The organism is Flavicella sp. IMCC45537 (genome assembly GCF_057197705.1).
The window spans coordinates 471,909-489,651 of the sequence record NZ_CM170067.1 but is presented as its reverse complement, the minus strand read 5'-3'; the positions used below and the strand labels follow the sequence as shown (position 1 = coordinate 489,651).

Here is a 17,743-nt window from a genome sequence, read left to right as displayed (position 1 = left end):
CTGAATTAATGTCTTACATTAATTAAAGTTACCTTAACTCAATGAATACGTCAATTACCTATTCATTGAGTTAATTTCTAAAATAATTCAGACTAGTTAATTGAATTTAATAAATTTGAATTCATAAATGTTAGAGACGACTAATTTTATTTTCAAAAGAGACGTTATATCACAAGGCGTTACAAAACAACGCATAATTGAAAGCCTAGCTAAAGCAGATAAACGCGTAATTTTTTGATCCATTAGCTAAAACATTTGTTCTTAATGCAAGTATTATTAAAATCATGGAGCATAAACTGACTGTTTGGATTACTAAAAAAGTCACTCCTGATTTTAATGAACATTTGATCTCACGAACCGGATTTACTGATGAACTTGTAGAAAAAAAAGCGGCTGAAGGTTAGGAACAATACATGATACATAGAGCATTTTGTAGTGGCTAAAAAACTAAAAACTAGTTAAATATTCCAAAAAGTATACGACATATGAAAATATGTATAACTCAGTAAAAGGTAATCGCTATTATCTTTGTATCATTATTAATCGTTTAAAAATGTGCTATTATGAATACAAATAAATACGGTAAAAAAGGTTGGACGCCCGACAGAATAAGTAATTTAAATGGAAAAACATATATAATTACGGGTACAACAAGTGGAACTGGATTTGAAGCGGCAAAAATCTTGCTTTCAAAAGGTGCCAAAGTGGTTATGCTTAATCGAAACACACAGAAAGCGGAGCACTCTATAAAAATCATCAAACAAGAACTTGGTGATCAAATTGATGTTGTATCTCTTAAAATGGATTTATCAGTACAAACTTCAGTAAAGGAGGCTGCTGCCGAAATCATCAAAACCATTCCAAAAATTGACGCTTTAATTTGTAATGCAGCAATAGCACAAGTACCAACTAAAAAGTTAACAGTTGATGGTTGGGAAAGTCAAATGGGAACAAACTTCTTTGGCAACTTTTCACTACAAGCATTACTTTTTCCACTGATAGAAAAATCAAAAGGAAGGATTGTTACTGTTGGAAGTCTAGGATATAACATGGGCCTTAAGACCATTAAATTTGATGATCTAAATTGGGACAAAGATTATACTCCAAATAATGCTTACAGCCAAAGTAAACTTGCTCAAATTATGACAATTTACGAACTTCAAAACAAACTAAAAGAAGTCCATAACACAAATGTAAAAGCTTATGCTTGTCATCCTGGTTCCTCAAGAACAAACTTGATAAATTCAAGTGGTAGTTTTATGATGAAGTTTATTTTCAATTTAATGAAACTTTCTCCTTTAACACAATCTGCTGAAAAAGGCGCATACCCACAATTAATGTGTGCTACCGAGCCTAATTTAGATCAAAACGAATTTTATGGCCCAACCGGTAGAAATTATTGGACAGGTCCCGTAGGTGCTCATACATTAGAACCTCATGCTAAAGATAGTTTTGTTACAAAAAAATTATGGGAACTTTCAGAAAAAGAAACTGGTATTCAATGGAATTTTTAAATTTGTATGATGCAACACTTTAAAACATTAGTTTCCTATATTGATTATTTAGGCCTTCCTAGACCGGAACATCCTATGCTAAGTGTTTTTTCTGAAAAAGGAGAAGGCTTTTTACCTTGCCCTATAAAAAGCTCTCCTCCTATTACAAACGACTGTTATTCGATTAGTTTGAAAAAAATAATTCAAGGAGATCTTAATTATGGCAGAACACGGTATGATTTTTCCAATGGTGCATTGATTTTTATTGCCCCAAGGCAAGTATTACAATGGGATGAAAGTGTTGTTTACGATCAGAAAGGCTTTTCTATTAATTTTCATGAAGATTTTTTAAAAGGTACCGAACTGGATCAAGAAATAAAAAAATACGGCTTTTTTTCATACACTGTTAATGAGTCTTTACACTTATCACCTAAGGAAGAAATACAACTAGAATCTATTGTAGAAAATATAAAAATTGAATACCAAAACAATCAAGATGCGTTTAGCAAAGAGATTATTATTTCTCAATTATCTACACTTTTAAAATATGCAAATCGTTTCTATGAAAGGCAATTTCTAAACAGAAAAGAACTATCAAATTCACTTTTAGAAAGTTTTAATCAACATATGAATCATTATTTTGAATCAGGACAGTTACAAAAAAATGGAATTCCTAGTATAGAAAAAATTGCCACTCAAATTGGGGTCTCTCAAAGATATTTAAGTGATACACTAAAAAAAGAAACAGGTAAAAGTAGTACCGAACATTTGCAATTGCAATTAATCAATGAAGCAAAAAATATTTTATTAACCCCCAACAAGAGTATTGCAGAAGTTGCTTATGAATTAGGCTTTGAATATCCTCCTTATTTTTCAAGGTTATTCAGAAAAAAAGAAGGCATCAGCCCTACAGAATTTAGACAAAAATATAAAATGAATTAACTATGGAACTTTTAAAATTAGCAATCGAATGGGCTAAATCAGAGGTCTTTTCAACACGATTTTTTATCATTTTCGCCATATTATTTTTACTTGCTAGTATTGGTTTTTGGCAACTTGGAAAAACAGATATCGCTAAAGCATATATTATTCCAACCTTAGTGGCAGGTGTTTTACTTATGACTATTGGACTCGGGTTATTTTTTACCAACAAGTCAAGAGTACACCAATTTGAAAAAGCCTATCACATGGATGCAATTGCGTTTTATGAATCGGAAATGAGTCGTACAGAAGCAACATTAAAGGAATATCAAAATGTCGTTTTTAAAGGAATTCCAATAATTATAATTTTAGCATCCTTAGGTATTCTATTTTTACCGAGTCCTACTTGGAGAGCTATTTGCATTACAACAATTGCCATGTTAGTTGTTATTTTATTAGTTGATGGTACCGCACACGGAAGAATAAAAAACTACCAAGAAAAATTAATTCAACTTGAAAAATAAAAGTCCCCTATATTCTCGCTAAAAACGCATAAATAGATTTTAACCTCTGTATTAATATTTGTAGGCAAATGATATAAAAATATTTATAAGTATTTTTATCAAAAAAGTACTTATGAAAATTTATTACAGTATTGTTTTAATCTTCTTTCTAAATTTATTTAGCTCTTGTGAAATAGTACAAGAAACCGAATTCAACTGCAATGGTAGTGGTACCTACAGCTTAGGGTTTGATATGTCTGAAATGGTAAAAATGGGAATGAATTCTCAAAAAAACACCATGAAAAAACAAATAGATACTGTGATTGATTTTTCACAGATGCTAAAAGAAAAAAAAGATAGCATCTCTAAACTTAGCAAAGAAGAAAGAAAAAAACTGCAAAATTTAGAAAATTTCAGTTTCGCTATTAAAATGGATACGATTTCTGATCGCTATGAGTTCAAAATAGACTATTCTTTCAAAAACATCAAAGATTTACAGCAATTTGGGCAAAAGTTAAAAGACCAAGACCTCAAAGATTTAGATTTTCTTGGTGGTAAATCTGGTAAGTCAAAACAATCTGAAAAAATACTAGATTTCAACCAAGATTATATTACTGTTTTCAATAAAAAACATTTTTCGACAAAAATTAGTCAAGAAGCTATCTTGGAAAATGAGAAAAACCGTGATACAACTTTAACAAAAGACAGTCCAATGGCAAATATGCTGCGTTTTAAGACTGTCTATAAATTTCCATATAAAATAAAATCTGTTGACAATAAAAACGCTAGGATATCTTCTGATTTCAAAGGTGTAGAAATTTATGGAAATGCTTTTGACATGAATAACAATCCACATTATAACGATTTAGAAATAGATTTTGAACGATAATAAGTAGCTACTCATGATTAAAAACGCAGTGATTATCGTCAAAAATTCACATAAAAAAATTATTGAATTGTAATTTCAGCAACCATAAACGACAAAATAAGTTATAAAATTCTGATATAACCCTAGAACAAATTTATTTAAATATTCTACCTTTCTATTAATAAAAACCAACTATGAAACGTAACTTTATTTACCTAATCATAATGACAAGTCTATTTGCTGTTAGTTGTAAGAAAAACTCAAATAAGAAAACATCAGAACCCCAGCTTACCGCAGAGCAATTAAAAAAAATAACCAAAGAAGCTTACATTTTTTCTTATCCCTTGGTAATGAATTATCGTACCATGCATGCTCAGGCAATTGCAAGTGGATCTTTTGGGCAGTGGTTACATTTTGGCACTTCGTCTCCTGCCGATACAGATATTGTTACCCCAAACAATGACACACCTTATTCATATGCATGGTTAGATTTAAGGGCTGAACCATGGGTTTTGACTTTGCCTAAAATAGAGAAAAATAGGTTTTACACAAGTCAATGGGACGACCTGTGGGGTTATGTACTTGACAATGCAGGGTCCGTAAATGACGGAAACAATGGAACTACATTTTTATTAACTGCTCCTGATTGGAATGGTAGCATTCCGGAAGGAATTAATCGTGTTATCAAAGGAGAAAGTGAATTCTTAGGAAGTCTTACACGTACGCAACTAATTGGTGGTACAAAAGATTTGCAAAATGTAAAAAATATTCAAAAAGAATATCACCTTCAACCGCTAAGTAGTTTTTTAAACCATTCTGCACCAGCTAAAGCGCCATCCATTGCATGGCCAACATGGACAGAAGGTGATGAAACAACTCTAAAATATTTCGACTATGTTCAATTCATTTTACAGTTTGTATCTACAAACAATAAAGACAAAGAAGCGTACAAACTTTTAGAGTCTATTGGCATTATAAAAGGAGGCAATTGGAGTTCTAGTAATTTAGATTTTCAAACAGCAAAAGCAATAAAATCAGGTATTGCAGAGGCTAGAGCTGAACTTAAAAAATTATCAGAAGAATTATTTATCCCTGCTAAATTCTATAATAATAGAAAAGAAATTGGTACAGATTACACCAATAGAGCCCTTGGCGTTTTTGTTGGTATTTTTGGTAATGTTACAAATCAATCTGTATATTTAACTGAAGTAAATGACATCCACGGAAATCAAACCGATGGGAGCAAACATGACTACAAGGTAACCTTTAAGGCAGGACAATTGCCTCCGGTAAAATACTTTTGGTCTTACACTATGTATACGCTTCCTCAAAGATGGCTTGTTGCAAACCCTATAAAAAGATATTCTATTGGCTCAAGTACTGAAGGATTAAAGAAAAACAAAGATGGTTCCATTACCATATATTTCTCAAAAAAATCACCCGGAAAATCAAAAGAAAGTAACTGGCTTCCGGCTCCTGATGGTCCTTTTTGGGCTGTATTAAGAACCTATGGCCCTAATGCTGCCATTCGGAATGGAACATGGAAACAACCTCCATTTGAACCTATTAATTAAATCTTATTTTCTAGTGGTTTTGTTTAAAGCATCACTACAAAACCACTAGAAATTAAATAAAAACACCACTAGATAAAACAGTTGTAGATAAATTATTGTCTATGGGATTAGTTACCTTAAAAACTTTTGACACTTCATTTGAAGCCCATCTCCTAAAAACTAAATTAGAGAGTCAAGGTATTCAAGTTTTTATTTTTGATGAAAATTTAATTTCATTAAATCCTTTATATAATGTAACCATCGGTGGTATCAAATTAAAAATTGATAAAAGTCAATGGCATACAGCTAAAGAGATTTCAGACGAAATGGATGGTCTGAAATTAACAGATGAACAAAATCAAATAATTAGTTGTTCTGTTTGTAAATCTCAAGACATCAATTATAACTTCAAATCTATCAAGAATACCAAAGGAATATTTGCAATCATTTTGTCATTTCTTTTTATGGTCTTTCCTATTTATTTCAAAACCATAAATAAATGCAACAGTTGCGGAGCAGAGTTTTCTTGAAAACTACCAAGACGAAAGACCAATAATCTCACCATTGGGCCCTACAAAAAAGGTATATTTATCTTTCACATAATTCTCATTCTCCAAGGCATACCCTGCTTTTTTTAATTTATCACCTATTACCTTAATATCATTTACCTTTAACATAATATGGTTGTGGTTTGTATTTCCTATTGGACCAATAGTGTGTTTAAACTCCGGAGCAGTTACAGACAAACCAATTTCCAATTCGTTTGCTTTTAACTTTAATACTAACATCCCTTCAATTCCTTCTCCATGTAAGATTTCTGCGTCAGAAAGTTTAAAACCTAAAATTTCTCTATACAAAAAAAGTGTTTTCTCTAATTCTAAAACATGAATACTGACATATCTTAATCCGGTAACTCTGGCCACTTCTTTAGTATTAGATGATTCATTCAATTGATTTTTTTGAGCTTTCAACACCTGACCACCAAGCAGAAACAATAACATTAGACAAGTTAATTTTAAAGAATATTTCTGAAATTGATTTTGCAAAGCTTTATACATTTTATTATTATTTATAAATCCTTTTAAAATTAGGGTTTTAAGGACAATTATATTCTCATAAAAACTAAAAATTAACTAGACAAAATAACAACCAAACTTCCGAAAACAGCAATCTATAAAAATTATCCTTCTCAAAACTAGACATTCCTTTTTCGGTTATCTACAAAAACAAAATATTGAAAATTTATTCTCTAACTTTCCTCCTACTAACCCATTTATTAATTCCATTCTAATGAAATTTCTAATTTATTTTGTCACCACATTTATATTACTCTCTTGCACTACAAAAAAACAAGAATGGCACAACTTAATAGATGAAAATCTATCACAATGGAATAATTATTTAAGCTATCAACACAAAGAAAACTACTCCGGAGAGCAACCTAAAAACAAAAACGGAATTCTTATTGAACCCATTGGTATCAATAATGACAGTCTTGAGGTATTTAAAGTAACCAAAATAAATGGAGAACAAATACTAAAAGTAAGTGGTGAGATATATGGTTGTATTTCCACCAAAAAGGAGTTTGAAAATTATCATCTAAGATTAGATGTAAAATGGGGAACACAAAAGTATTCTCCTAGAAAAAACAAATTAAAAGATTCAGGTATTCTCTATCACTCCATCGGCCCAAATGGTGCTGAGTTTTGGAGATCCTGGATGCTATCTCAGGAATTTCAAATTATGGAAGGTCATTTTGGTGACTTCTGGGCACAAGCTAATTCTGCCATTGATATCAGAGCATACCCACCAGAATCAGCAATGAGTGCAAGTGCTGATGTTTCCCAACCCTTTATACCTTTTGGTGAAGGAGAAGATTTATTTGGTTATTGTATGCGTAGTTCTAATCATGAAAATCCTATGGGGGAATGGACAAGTGTTGAACTTATATGTTTTGAAAATAAAAGTCTCCATATTGTAAATGGTAAAGTTGTTATGGTTTTAAAAAACTCCAGATATGTTAAAGAAGGCACAAAGTACCCAATGAATAAAGGGAAAATTCAAATTCAATCAGAAGCAGCTGAAGTATATTTTAAAAATATTCAAATTAGAATTATTGAAACACTTCCAAAAGAGTATCGAGCATATTATCTAGATTGAATTTCGTTTAACTTTTTAACCTTTCTTGTAAATATTTTTTTTTATGGAATAGTTTTTGAAACCAATAAACAAAAAACTATCCTATGAAAAAGACTTTATTCACCATCTCTGTATTTGCATTATTCTCATGCACTACATCAAAAAAAGCAGCTTCTCATAACGATCAATTAATGGAAAGCTTTTCTATTACAGAAATTTCTAAAAATAAATCGTATGGATTAACACCTAAAAATCCAGTTGAAGTTGGTGGAGGTGTTGAATCTGGTGCATATAACGAGAGAAGGTACCTCAACCTTTTAACGGGACCTAACGGTGAAATGATTTCTTATTACAGAGCTGGAAGTTGTTGTCCTATCAAAAGTAAAAATGGGTTTAACGGAATGGCTATTTTAGATAATTATCGGGTGACTTGGGAAAACTCAAAAGACACAATTTCCATATTTATTAATTTATACGACAAGGGAGATCTTAAAGCACCCTTCGGATTTGGATTTAAGCATCCTCAAGTACAATTTTTGGAGCAATAAATTATTTTAACAAGCAGTTACCATTGAATTTGACTACCTTTATACAGTATTTTAAAACAGTCTTATTTTTACATGAATTTAATTGAATCAAGAAAAGACATTTCAATACTGGTGCATACTTTTTATGACAAAATAAGAAATGACACAACTTTAGGTCCTATTTTCAATAATCATATTGAAGCAAATGAATGGCCAATACATTTAGAAAAATTGACAGATTTTTGGGAAACAAATCTTTTCGGAATTCCTAAATTTAAAGGTAGTCCTTCTCAAAAACATGCCAATGTAGATGCCCACATGAATCACACCATCACTCCTAGTCATTTTGATAGATGGCTTGAATTATGGTTTGAAACTATTGATCATTTATTTGAAGGCGAATTGGCAAATAAAGCAAAACAGTCAGCCACCAAAATGGCCACTGGACAATTTTTAACCATTTGGAACAATCGACCGGATCACTTAAAAACCTAATTATATAAAAAAACGTTTAGTTCCTGTTTAACAAAATTTCACCTGTATACAAGTTAAAAAAGTAGTATCTTGATTAAGGTTTTCAATATTATTTTTTATACCGATTACAAATGAACAACAGACCTTTTATCAAATTAAAACTAGATGGTTTTGACCTCTTTTTAGAAAGCCTCGGTTGGGTATCTATAGTTGCAATATGGGCCATGATTTTCATCAATTATTCTGAACTACCTGAAACAATCCCTACACATTTTGATGCTAAAGGACAAGCCGACAGTTTTGGGTCTAAGAGCAACATTATCAATATTCAAGGTGTGCTTACCTTACTATATATTGGGATGACGATTTTAACCAAATTCCCACACAAACTTAACTTTATTGTACAAATCACTAAAGAAAACGCAGAAATTCAGTACAGATACGCGATTAGACTAATTAGAATTCTAAAGTTAATCGCATTAATTGTATTTGGCTTATTATTTTATAGAACCATTGAAAATATTTACGGAACGACTGATGGCCTTGGAACCTGGTTTTTTCCTTTAACAATTTCACTATTTCTAATCCCAACTCTACTGTACCTTTATAAATCTTACAAAAAGAAATAACCTCTATGAAAGCGAATATAAATTTAGCTGTATTGATTGATGGTGACAATATTCCCTCTGCCTATGTAAAAGAAATGATGGAAGAAATTGCCAATTACGGGAATCCAACGATCAAAAGAATTTATGGTGACTGGACCAAGCCCAACCTTAGTAAATGGAAAAATTTATTATTAGAAAACGCCATTACGCCTATTCAACAATATGGATATACCACGGGTAAAAACGCCACTGACTCTGCAATGATTATTGATGCTATGGATATCCTCTATAGTGGTAAAGTAAATGGTTTTTGTCTGGTGTCAAGTGATAGCGACTTTACAAGGTTAGCAACCAGACTTAGAGAAGCCGGTATGCAAGTTATTGGAATTGGAGAAAAGAAAACTCCAAACCCATTTATTGTTGCATGCGATCGTTTTATATATATTGAAATTTTAAAGAAACAACCAGAGAAGAAAAGCAATAATGCTATCGAATCTGATAAACCTGTAGTAGATACCATCACTAGAAAAGAAATAAAACTAATTTCTAATACCATCGCCACTTTATCTGATGATGATGGGTGGGCGTTTTTAGGTGATGTAGGTAGTTTGCTTCAGAAAAAACAACCAAATTTTGATTCTAGAAATTACGGGTTTGATAAACTTACACCATTAATAAAATCTATTGGTAACTTTGAATTAGAACAGCGCGAAAACGCTAAAAGTAAGCACAAATTAATTTTTGTGAAAAATAAAGAAAAACAAAAAATGAAAAGATAACTTTGTAATTGCTAAAAAATTATAAAAATGCGACTATGGAAAATAAATTAACTCAAATGAAATGCTTGGATCTTTTTGTTTCTGAATTAGACACAAAAAAATTTGATAAAGTAAAAGATAAAATTTCATTTACAGATACTTCACGAACTCCTTTAGCAAGTTGGGATATTTTTTATGATTCTTTTTCTGAAAAAAGGAAAAAACTAAAATCAGATTTTGACATAAAAATTGTAAAAGAATTGGCTGAAAAACATGGTTGGAAAAATGATATTAATAAAATTTTTGACTCCAATGATTTTGAAGCTCTAGTGATTACTAATAGTGAACAAGAAATTTTATGGGTCAATCAGGGATTCACTCAAATGACTGGTTTTCCTAAAAATTTTGCTTTAAATAAAAAGCCTTCTTTTTTACAAGGCCCTGAAACCTTGCTTGATTCAAAAATTACTTTTAGAGATAAAATAAAGACAAACAAACCATTTACACACACAATCATCAATCATAAAAAAGATAAAACAGCCTATGAGTGTGAAGTGAAGATTTTCCCTCTTTATACAAACAGAACAACTCATTATATTGCTTTAGAAAAAAAAGTTATCTAAATTTATTATTGAATATCTAATGATTTGAAACGCAGAAAATTCATAAAAAAAAGTATTATTGCTTCCTTAGGAGCAATTGTTTCAACCGCACTCTATAGCATCAAAATAGAACCTTTTTGGTTAGAGTTTGTGGAAGAAAAAATGCCTGTTAAAAATTTACCCAAGCATTTAATAGGTAAAAAACTAATGCAAATTAGTGATATTCATGTAGGCAATCGTTTTGATCCAAACTACCTAATTGAATCATTTGAAAAAGCAAAAAAGTACGATCCAGATTTTGTTGTCTATACAGGAGATTTTGTCCATTATGAAGACACAGAGCAACTAAACTTATTCAAAAAAGTAATGAATCATGCAGTGCATGGAAAAATGGGTTCAGTAGGTGTATTAGGAAACCATGATTACGGAAAAGACTGGATAGAAGTTGATGTTGCTGATAATATTGTTGATACTCTTGACAAAGAAAACATTAAAGTTTTACGAAACGAAAAAATAGAATTAAATGGTTTGACCATCGCAGGAATAGATGACTACTGGGGAACAAATTTTCATCCTGAAAAAGTACTACCTACCTTAGATTCTTCAAAAGCCAATTTGGTACTATGTCACAACCCTGATGTTTGTGACGAAGATATTTGGGAAAACTATCAAGGTTGGATTTTAGCTGGGCACACTCATGGAGGTCAAGTAAAACCTCCCTTCTTACCCGCACCAATGCTCCCCGTAAAAAACAAAAAATACTCCGCTGGTAAAATCAATTTAGAAAATGGGAAAACACTGTATATCAATAGAGCACTAGGTCATTTATGGCAAATTCGATTTAATGTAAAACCTGAAATAACTATTTTCACCTTAGAACGAGAAGTCTAAAACTTCCTATCTCCTCCTATTTGCTAATAACGGAGGGGCCTCTCCATTAAATGGATTAAAGCGTGAAATTGTTTTTGCATCCATTCCTCTAGCTCGTATTACCGCTCTATCTCCATAACGCTCTCTCATTTTATCCATTGCATGGTACAGATTTAATATTTTCTCATCATCATCAAATAAATCTATTTGAAAACCTCCTTCTACCAAATGACTAAACTTAACACCAATCAAACGCACCAACATTCTACGTTCATATAATTTTTTATATAACTCTTTTACTACAGGAATAATTTTATGATCCGCAGAACTATAAGGAATCCTTTTTTGTGTCGTGTATGTTTGAAAATCTGAATACCGTATTTTAAAGGTTATGCAAGAGGTTAATTTATTACCTCTTCTCAATTGATATACTAAATTTTCTGCCATCGCTACTAAAATACTCTCTAGTTTTCCTATATCCGTAGTATCTTTATCAAAAGTACGTTCTGTAGAAATCGATTTCCTTTCTCTATACTGCACTACAGGACTGTTATCAATTCCGTTTGCTTTTTTCCATATAGATACTCCTGATTTCCCAAAAACCCTGGCTAACATATCCATTGGCATTTCTTGTACTGTTTGAATTTTTTTAATTCCTAAATCGCATAAAGACTTATAAGTCACCTCACCTACCATGGGTATTTTTTTTACAGATAGAGGAGATAAAAAAGGTTTTTCTGTTCCTTTATGCACCTTAATCTCGTTATTGGGCTTTGCTTCTCCTGTGGCTATTTTTGAAACTGTTTTATTTACAGACAACCCAAAAGAAATAGGCAACCCTGTTTCTCTCATAATACGCTGCCTCAATTCAGAAGCCAATTGATGACACCCAAAAAACTGATCCATCCCCGTAAGATCAATATAAAATTCATCTACAGAGGTCTTTTCATACAAGGGAACTGCCTCTTTAACAACTTCTGTTACCAACTGTGAATACTTGGTATATATACCCGAATTTCCTCGTAACACAATTGCTTCTGGACATAACTGTTTCGCCATACGCATAGGCATTGCGGAATGCACCCCATAAGACCTTGCTTCATAACTACAAGATGCCACAACTCCCCTATCAGAAGTACCACCTATCAAAATAGGTTTTCCATTTAGTCTACTATCCAATAAACGCTCACAAGACACAAAAAAAGTATCTAAATCCATATGTACTATTGATCTCTCCATCAGCCTACTCTTTTATTTTTGGGTCTTTGTGCTTTTCTACTATCTGCATAACGAGGATCTTCTACAATTGCCAAACGCTCCATACTGGTTATTTCTATAGATACACAATCCAACTCTACCACAACCTTGCCCATCAACCTATAAATCCCCTTCCCTCGAAAAGGAAATTTTTCTGCTACTGGAGGAAAATGAACTGTATCTAAAAAATCACCATCTAAATCTAAAAACGTACCGAAATACATTGTTTTACCATTATTAGTTCTCGTTTTTTTTACCGTTACTAGATACCCTTCAATACAGACCATTCTACCATTAAATTTATCTAATCCCTTAACTCTAAATAAATTGACAAACTCCTCTACTAATAAATCAAAAGGACTACACAATGGATAGCCCAATAACTCTATTTGATCAAAAGCATCTTCTAAATGAGAGGAAGGTAGTCTTGGAGTTGTATAATTTACCGGCTCTGATTTAAACAAAGTTTGAGCTGGTGTTTCAAACACAAGCTTTTTAATTTTCATATGTGCTTCCCACAACAATTCTCTTTTCAAAACTCCAGTAAACCGAAATGCATTAATTTTAATCAAAATCCGTATTTGCTCCATAGAGATTGGAACTCTATCAATAAAATCATTCAAGCTTTTAAAAACACCACTGCTTCTAGCCACAAGAATACGCTCTCTTGTTTTAGCTTCTAAAGCTTGTAAAAAAGCAAAGCCTATATAAATATCTTGCCCTTCAATAATGGTTTTATCATCACTTTTATTTATACAAGGAGCATGAATCACTCCACCATGCATACGCGCCTCGTGTATATATAATTCTGCACTATAAAAGCCCCCAGAATTATTAAGTGTTGCAACCATATACTCTAACGGATAATACGCTTTTAAAAACAAACTTTGATAGCTTTCAACAGCATAAGACGCTGAGTGTCCTTTTGCAAAAGCATACCCCGCAAAACTTTCTATTTGCATCCAAATCTCTTGAACTAATTTTGCTGGCTTTCCAGAGCGCAAACAATTTTTAAAAAAACGTTCTTTTACTCTTGTAAATTCATCTTTAGACCTAGACTTTCCCGACATCCCTCTACGCAATACATCTGACTCTCCTAAACTCAAGCCCCCAAAATAATGTGCTACTTTTATCACATCTTCTTGATACACCATCACTCCATAAGTTTCTGGCATAATATCCAACATAATAGGGTGTGCATTTTCTCTTTTTTCTGGAAAACGATAACGCATAATATATTCACGCATCATACCTGACTTTGCAACTCCTGGGCGAATAACCGAACTTGCAGCTACCAAACCTAAATAATTATCAACCTGCAACTTCTTCAACAACATACGCATGGCCGGTGACTCTACATAAAAACAACCTATAGCCTTAGCGTTTTTTAATAAATATTTGATTTTTTCATCCTCTTTAAAACGCTGAATATCATGAATATCTAACAAAGGCTGATTGGGATAATTTTGATGTACTATTGTAACAGCATCTTTTATCTTGCCTAAACCACGTTGACTTAAAATATCAAACTTATACAACTGACTATTTTCTGCCACTACCATATCAAACTGAGCAGTTGCATAGCCCTTAGGCGGAAAAAACGTAGCTACATAATGATGAATTGGCTTCTCCGAAATCAAGATACCTCCAGCATGAATCCCTAAATAATTAGGAAAGCCCTGAATATACTGACTGTAAATAAGTACTAGCTGAGATAGTCTGTCTAATTTTTCAAAAGAATAATTCTGCACACACAAGGCATCTATTTCAGACTTAGGCAAGCCAAATACTTTTCCTAATTCTCTTACAGAAGCTTTGTATTTAAAAGTATTGTAAACTGCAATCAACGCAGTATTTTTAAAACGCTCAAAAATAAAACGAGTAATATCATCCCTATCTGTCCATGAAAAATCAATATCAAAATCCGGTGGATTTTTACGGTACAAGTTGATAAATCGCTCAAAATACAAATCTAACTCTACGGGATCCACATCCGTAATTCGTAATAAATATGCCACAATACTATTGGCTCCACTACCTCTACCTACATAAAAATAGCCTTTAGACCGTGCATATTTTAAAATTTTCCAATTGATTAAAAAATAAGATACAAAACCTTTTTCTTGGATTATATACAGCTCTTTTTCTATTCTATCCAAAACTTTTTGATTTGCCTCTCCAAAGCGGTAATCAATTCCTTGATATGTCAATTTTTTCAACAATCTAAAATCCAAGGCTTCATTAGCGGTGTACGATCGTTGGTTGTTAGTTATATCCTCAGAAAAATCAAATTCTATATTGCATTGAGCCAGTAAATGCTCAGTATTCTCAATTATCTGTGGGTATTCAGAAAATATATTTTTTAATGTTTCTACAGGAACAAACATATCAAACTCATCTCCTTGCTCTGAACTAGGCAACTTACTCAACAAAGTATTATTGTCTATCGCACGTAGCAAACGATGTGTGTTAAATCCTTTTTTATTTTCAAAAGAAACCGTTTGCAAAACCACCATTTTAGAAAGTAGATGAGTTGATTTTAAAAATTTCAACGTATGTAAATCTTCCTTTCTTATTCCTATAAACTCATGCGCCTTTAGTACAAAGTCTATGTTTTTATGAAACGGATAAATCACAAAAGTATCTGGTAAATTTTTCGCCTGTTCTGAAATCTTAAAATTAGACTGATGTAAAAACTCTGATAAAAAAATATTGATCTCTTCAAATCCAATATTATTTTTTGCCAACATTATATATTCTTGCTGTGCACCATTTCTAAAATCCACACCTAAAACAGGACGTATTCCGTACTTTTTCGCCAAACGTATAAGTTCTAAACTTATTGAAGTGCTATTTATATCGGTAAAAGCCATTTCTTTTACATTATGCTCCAACGCCAAGTGTAACAAGCGTTCTGGCGCTATTGTCCCATAGCGTAAACTATAATATGTATGTGCATTCAAAAACATTTTACAAAACTAACTACAAATTATAGTTTTTAATGCTTACATTTGTAGTATTATGAATAATATTGCTAAAAACATCCGTCATCTAAGAAAAATAAAAGCGCTAACCCAAGAGCAACTCTCTGAGGAACTAGAAATTACACGTTCTAAAGTTGGTTCTTATGAAGAAGGTCGTTCTGACCCTCCTATTGATATGTTAGTTAAATTTTCTAATTACTTCAAACTACCTATTGATGTATTGATAAAAAATGACCTTACCTATGCTGCAGACACATCCTTTATAGAAATCGGTAATCAACGCGTACTATTTCCAATTACCGTAGATGCTGACAACGAAGACCTGATAGAAGTAGTTCCTGTAAAAGCTTCTGCTGGGTATCTGTTAGGCTATAATGACCCTGAATATATTGAGCAACTAGACAAAATAAAACTTCCATTTTTACCGACAGGAAAACATAGAGCTTTTCCAATCAAGGGAGATTCAATGCTGCCTATGAAAGACGGCTCATATGTAGTAGCACAATATCTAGAAGACATTAGAGATGTAAAAAACGGAACCTCTTATATCATTGTTACTTTAAATGATGGAATGACTTATAAGAGAGTTTATAACAAAATTGAAGAAAGCGGAACACTACTACTCGCTCCTGACAATAAAAATTATAATTCTTACGAGGTCCCTTTAAACGAAGTTCTAGAAGTTTGGGAATATACATGTAGTATCAATACACAAGAATACGACGAACGTGACCTAAAAATAAGCAGTATTGCTATGATGTTGAATCAACTTGGAGTGGAATTAAAAGAACTAAAAAAAATGGTTTCATGAAATATTCCGTGATCGACATAGAAACCAACGGAGGAGTCAAAATTACAGAAATAAGTATCTTTATTTTTGATGGAGAACAAGTGGTAGATGAATACACTACCTTGATCAATCCTGAATGTAATATCCCTGCTTTTATAACCAACTTAACGGGCATTACCAATAATATGGTTAAGGACGCTCCTAAGTTTTTTGAGGTTGCAAAAAAAATAGTTGAAATCACAGAAGACTGTATTTTTGTAGCTCATAATGTTAATTTTGACTACAATATCATCGCAAAAGAATTCAAAGAGCTCGGACTTACTTTCAAGCGTAAAAAACTTTGTACCGTACGACTTTCAAGAAAATTACTTCCCGGCAGAAAATCTTACAGTCTTGGTAAACTATGTATCTCAGAAAACATTCCCTTGGTAGACAGGCACCGAGCAAGAGGAGATGCTGAAGCTACCACCATACTATTTCAACGTCTTTATAACCTAGACAATGGTTCTGTATTTGCCTCTTTCTTAAACCCTAAATCAAGAGAAGCAACCCTACCTCCTTTGTTACCCAAAAATGTTTTTGACAAACTACCCGAAACTGAAGGGGTGTATTATTTTAAAAACGAAGACAAGGAAATTATTTACGTTGGAAAAGCAAACAATATAAAACAGCGTGTCTTAAGTCATTTTTATGATAAAAAAAAGAAAGAAATCACCATGTGTATGGCAACGGCAGATATTGCCTATACTGAAACAGGCAGTGAATTACTAGCACTATTATTAGAATCTACAGAGATAAAATATCATTTTCCTAAATACAACAGAGCACAACGAAAAACAAAAGAAGGGTTTGCATTATTCTCATACGAAGACAGAAAAGGAATCCTCCATTTGGCATGGAATCAATTAAAAAACGTTCCCAATCCATTGCTAAAGTTCTATAGCTTATCTGAGGCCAGACAATTTATGGAAAAACTTTGCGAAACTCATGAGCTTTGTCCTAAATACTGCAACTTACAAACCAACGTAAGCAGTTGTTTTCATTACCAACTAAAACAATGCAAAGGAATCTGTAGAGAAGAAGAAAGCATAAAAGACTACAATAAACGCGTACTAAAAGCAATTGACTCTGTTCGTTTTAAAACAGAAAACTTTGTTATCAAAGAAAAGGGACGTAGCAAAGAAGAATCAGCATATGCTCTTGTGCTCAATGGTGTATATCGCGGTTATGGTTACCTCAACAGTAATGAAACCCCTTCCTCTAAAGAGGATTTTTTATCTGCTATTGAGCCACAAAAAGACAACAAAGATATCAATAGGATCCTAAAGGGATATCTTAAAAAAAACGATCAGAACTTGATTATTTTAAAGGCATAAAAAAAGGAACCTAAATCGGT

General features: G+C 32.3%; 18 protein-coding genes. 15 read left to right on the top strand and 3 right to left on the bottom strand.

Features of this window, described 5'->3' with window-relative positions:
* Positions 1–563 precede the first annotated feature (563 nt).
* The 6 genes from AC2DGP_RS02245 to AC2DGP_RS02220 all read left to right on the top strand — a co-directional run bounded on the left by AC2DGP_RS02245 (position 564) and on the right by AC2DGP_RS02220 (position 5,868).
* A complete protein-coding gene (locus tag AC2DGP_RS02245) occupies positions 564–1,514 on the top strand; it encodes an SDR family NAD(P)-dependent oxidoreductase (protein ID WP_484491406.1) in 951 nt (316 codons plus the stop codon).
* A gap of 168 nt (positions 1,515–1,682) precedes the next feature.
* Entirely contained in the window at positions 1,683–2,435 is a 753-nt protein-coding gene (locus tag AC2DGP_RS02240; RefSeq protein ID WP_484491405.1) for a helix-turn-helix domain-containing protein, read from the top strand.
* A gap of 2 nt (positions 2,436–2,437) precedes the next feature.
* Positions 2,438–2,938, top strand: a complete 501-nt coding sequence (locus AC2DGP_RS02235; RefSeq protein WP_484491404.1) for a hypothetical protein — start codon at positions 2,438–2,440, stop codon at positions 2,936–2,938.
* A gap of 112 nt (positions 2,939–3,050) precedes the next feature.
* Positions 3,051–3,806, top strand: a complete 756-nt coding sequence (locus AC2DGP_RS02230; RefSeq protein WP_484491403.1) for a hypothetical protein — start codon at positions 3,051–3,053, stop codon at positions 3,804–3,806.
* Between the two features lie 173 nt (positions 3,807–3,979).
* Positions 3,980–5,359, top strand: coding sequence for a DUF1254 domain-containing protein (locus tag AC2DGP_RS02225; protein WP_484491402.1), 1,380 nt, complete (start codon positions 3,980–3,982; stop codon positions 5,357–5,359).
* A 101-nt stretch (positions 5,360–5,460) separates the two neighbouring features.
* Complete coding sequence (locus tag AC2DGP_RS02220; protein ID WP_484491401.1) at positions 5,461–5,868, top strand: putative signal transducing protein; 408 nt, start codon at positions 5,461–5,463, stop codon at positions 5,866–5,868.
* Positions 5,869–5,871: 3 nt separating this feature from the next.
* Here the strand turns inward: AC2DGP_RS02220 and AC2DGP_RS02215 are convergent, their stop codons facing one another.
* Complete coding sequence (locus AC2DGP_RS02215; RefSeq protein WP_484491400.1) at positions 5,872–6,339, bottom strand: VOC family protein; 468 nt, start codon at positions 6,337–6,339, stop codon at positions 5,872–5,874.
* 289 nt (positions 6,340–6,628) lie between these two features.
* Between AC2DGP_RS02215 and AC2DGP_RS02210 the strand changes: the two genes are divergently transcribed.
* From AC2DGP_RS02210 to AC2DGP_RS02180, 7 genes are all read left to right on the top strand, one after another.
* Positions 6,629–7,498, top strand: a complete 870-nt coding sequence (locus AC2DGP_RS02210) for a 3-keto-disaccharide hydrolase (RefSeq protein WP_484491399.1) — start codon at positions 6,629–6,631, stop codon at positions 7,496–7,498.
* Between the two features lie 83 nt (positions 7,499–7,581).
* Positions 7,582–8,025 carry a 2-dehydro-3-deoxyphosphooctonate aldolase gene (locus tag AC2DGP_RS02205; RefSeq protein WP_484491398.1) on the top strand — a complete coding sequence of 148 codons (444 nt, stop codon included), beginning with the start codon at positions 7,582–7,584 and terminating at the stop codon, positions 8,023–8,025.
* A 72-nt stretch (positions 8,026–8,097) separates the two neighbouring features.
* Positions 8,098–8,499, top strand: a complete 402-nt coding sequence (locus AC2DGP_RS02200; protein WP_484491397.1) for a group III truncated hemoglobin — start codon at positions 8,098–8,100, stop codon at positions 8,497–8,499.
* 110 nt (positions 8,500–8,609) lie between these two features.
* Positions 8,610–9,107: a DUF1648 domain-containing protein gene (locus AC2DGP_RS02195; RefSeq protein WP_484491396.1), complete on the top strand. Its 498-nt coding sequence runs from the start codon at positions 8,610–8,612 to the stop codon at positions 9,105–9,107.
* 5 nt (positions 9,108–9,112) lie between these two features.
* Positions 9,113–9,865, top strand: a complete 753-nt coding sequence (locus AC2DGP_RS02190) for an NYN domain-containing protein (protein WP_484491395.1) — start codon at positions 9,113–9,115, stop codon at positions 9,863–9,865.
* 35 nt (positions 9,866–9,900) lie between these two features.
* Positions 9,901–10,467 (top strand): PAS domain-containing protein, encoded by a 567-nt coding sequence (locus tag AC2DGP_RS02185; protein ID WP_484491394.1) that lies wholly within the window; start codon positions 9,901–9,903, stop codon positions 10,465–10,467.
* Positions 10,468–10,491: 24 nt separating this feature from the next.
* On the top strand, positions 10,492–11,337 hold the full coding sequence (locus tag AC2DGP_RS02180; protein ID WP_484491393.1) for a metallophosphoesterase: 846 nt from the start codon (positions 10,492–10,494) through the stop codon (positions 11,335–11,337).
* A gap of 6 nt (positions 11,338–11,343) precedes the next feature.
* Here the strand turns inward: AC2DGP_RS02180 and dinB are convergent, their stop codons facing one another.
* Positions 11,344–12,555 carry a DNA polymerase IV gene (gene dinB, locus AC2DGP_RS02175; RefSeq protein ID WP_484491392.1) on the bottom strand — a complete coding sequence of 404 codons (1,212 nt, stop codon included), beginning with the start codon at positions 12,553–12,555 and terminating at the stop codon, positions 11,344–11,346.
* A complete protein-coding gene (locus AC2DGP_RS02170) occupies positions 12,555–15,542 on the bottom strand; it encodes a DNA polymerase III subunit alpha (RefSeq protein ID WP_484491391.1) in 2,988 nt (995 codons plus the stop codon). The genes dinB and AC2DGP_RS02170 overlap by 1 nt, the downstream gene beginning before the upstream one ends.
* Before the next feature lie 52 nt (positions 15,543–15,594).
* Here AC2DGP_RS02170 and AC2DGP_RS02165 point away from each other — a divergent pair, with 52 nt between their 5' ends.
* Both AC2DGP_RS02165 and AC2DGP_RS02160 read left to right on the top strand, forming a co-directional pair.
* The gene (locus AC2DGP_RS02165) at positions 15,595–16,368 is read left to right on the top strand and encodes an XRE family transcriptional regulator (protein WP_484491390.1); all 774 of its coding nucleotides are present in this window, start codon (positions 15,595–15,597) and stop codon (positions 16,366–16,368) included.
* Positions 16,365–17,723 carry an exonuclease domain-containing protein gene (locus tag AC2DGP_RS02160; RefSeq protein ID WP_484491389.1) on the top strand — a complete coding sequence of 453 codons (1,359 nt, stop codon included), beginning with the start codon at positions 16,365–16,367 and terminating at the stop codon, positions 17,721–17,723. Before AC2DGP_RS02165 ends, AC2DGP_RS02160 begins: the two co-directional genes overlap by 4 nt.
* The last annotated feature ends 20 nt before the right edge of the window (positions 17,724–17,743 follow it).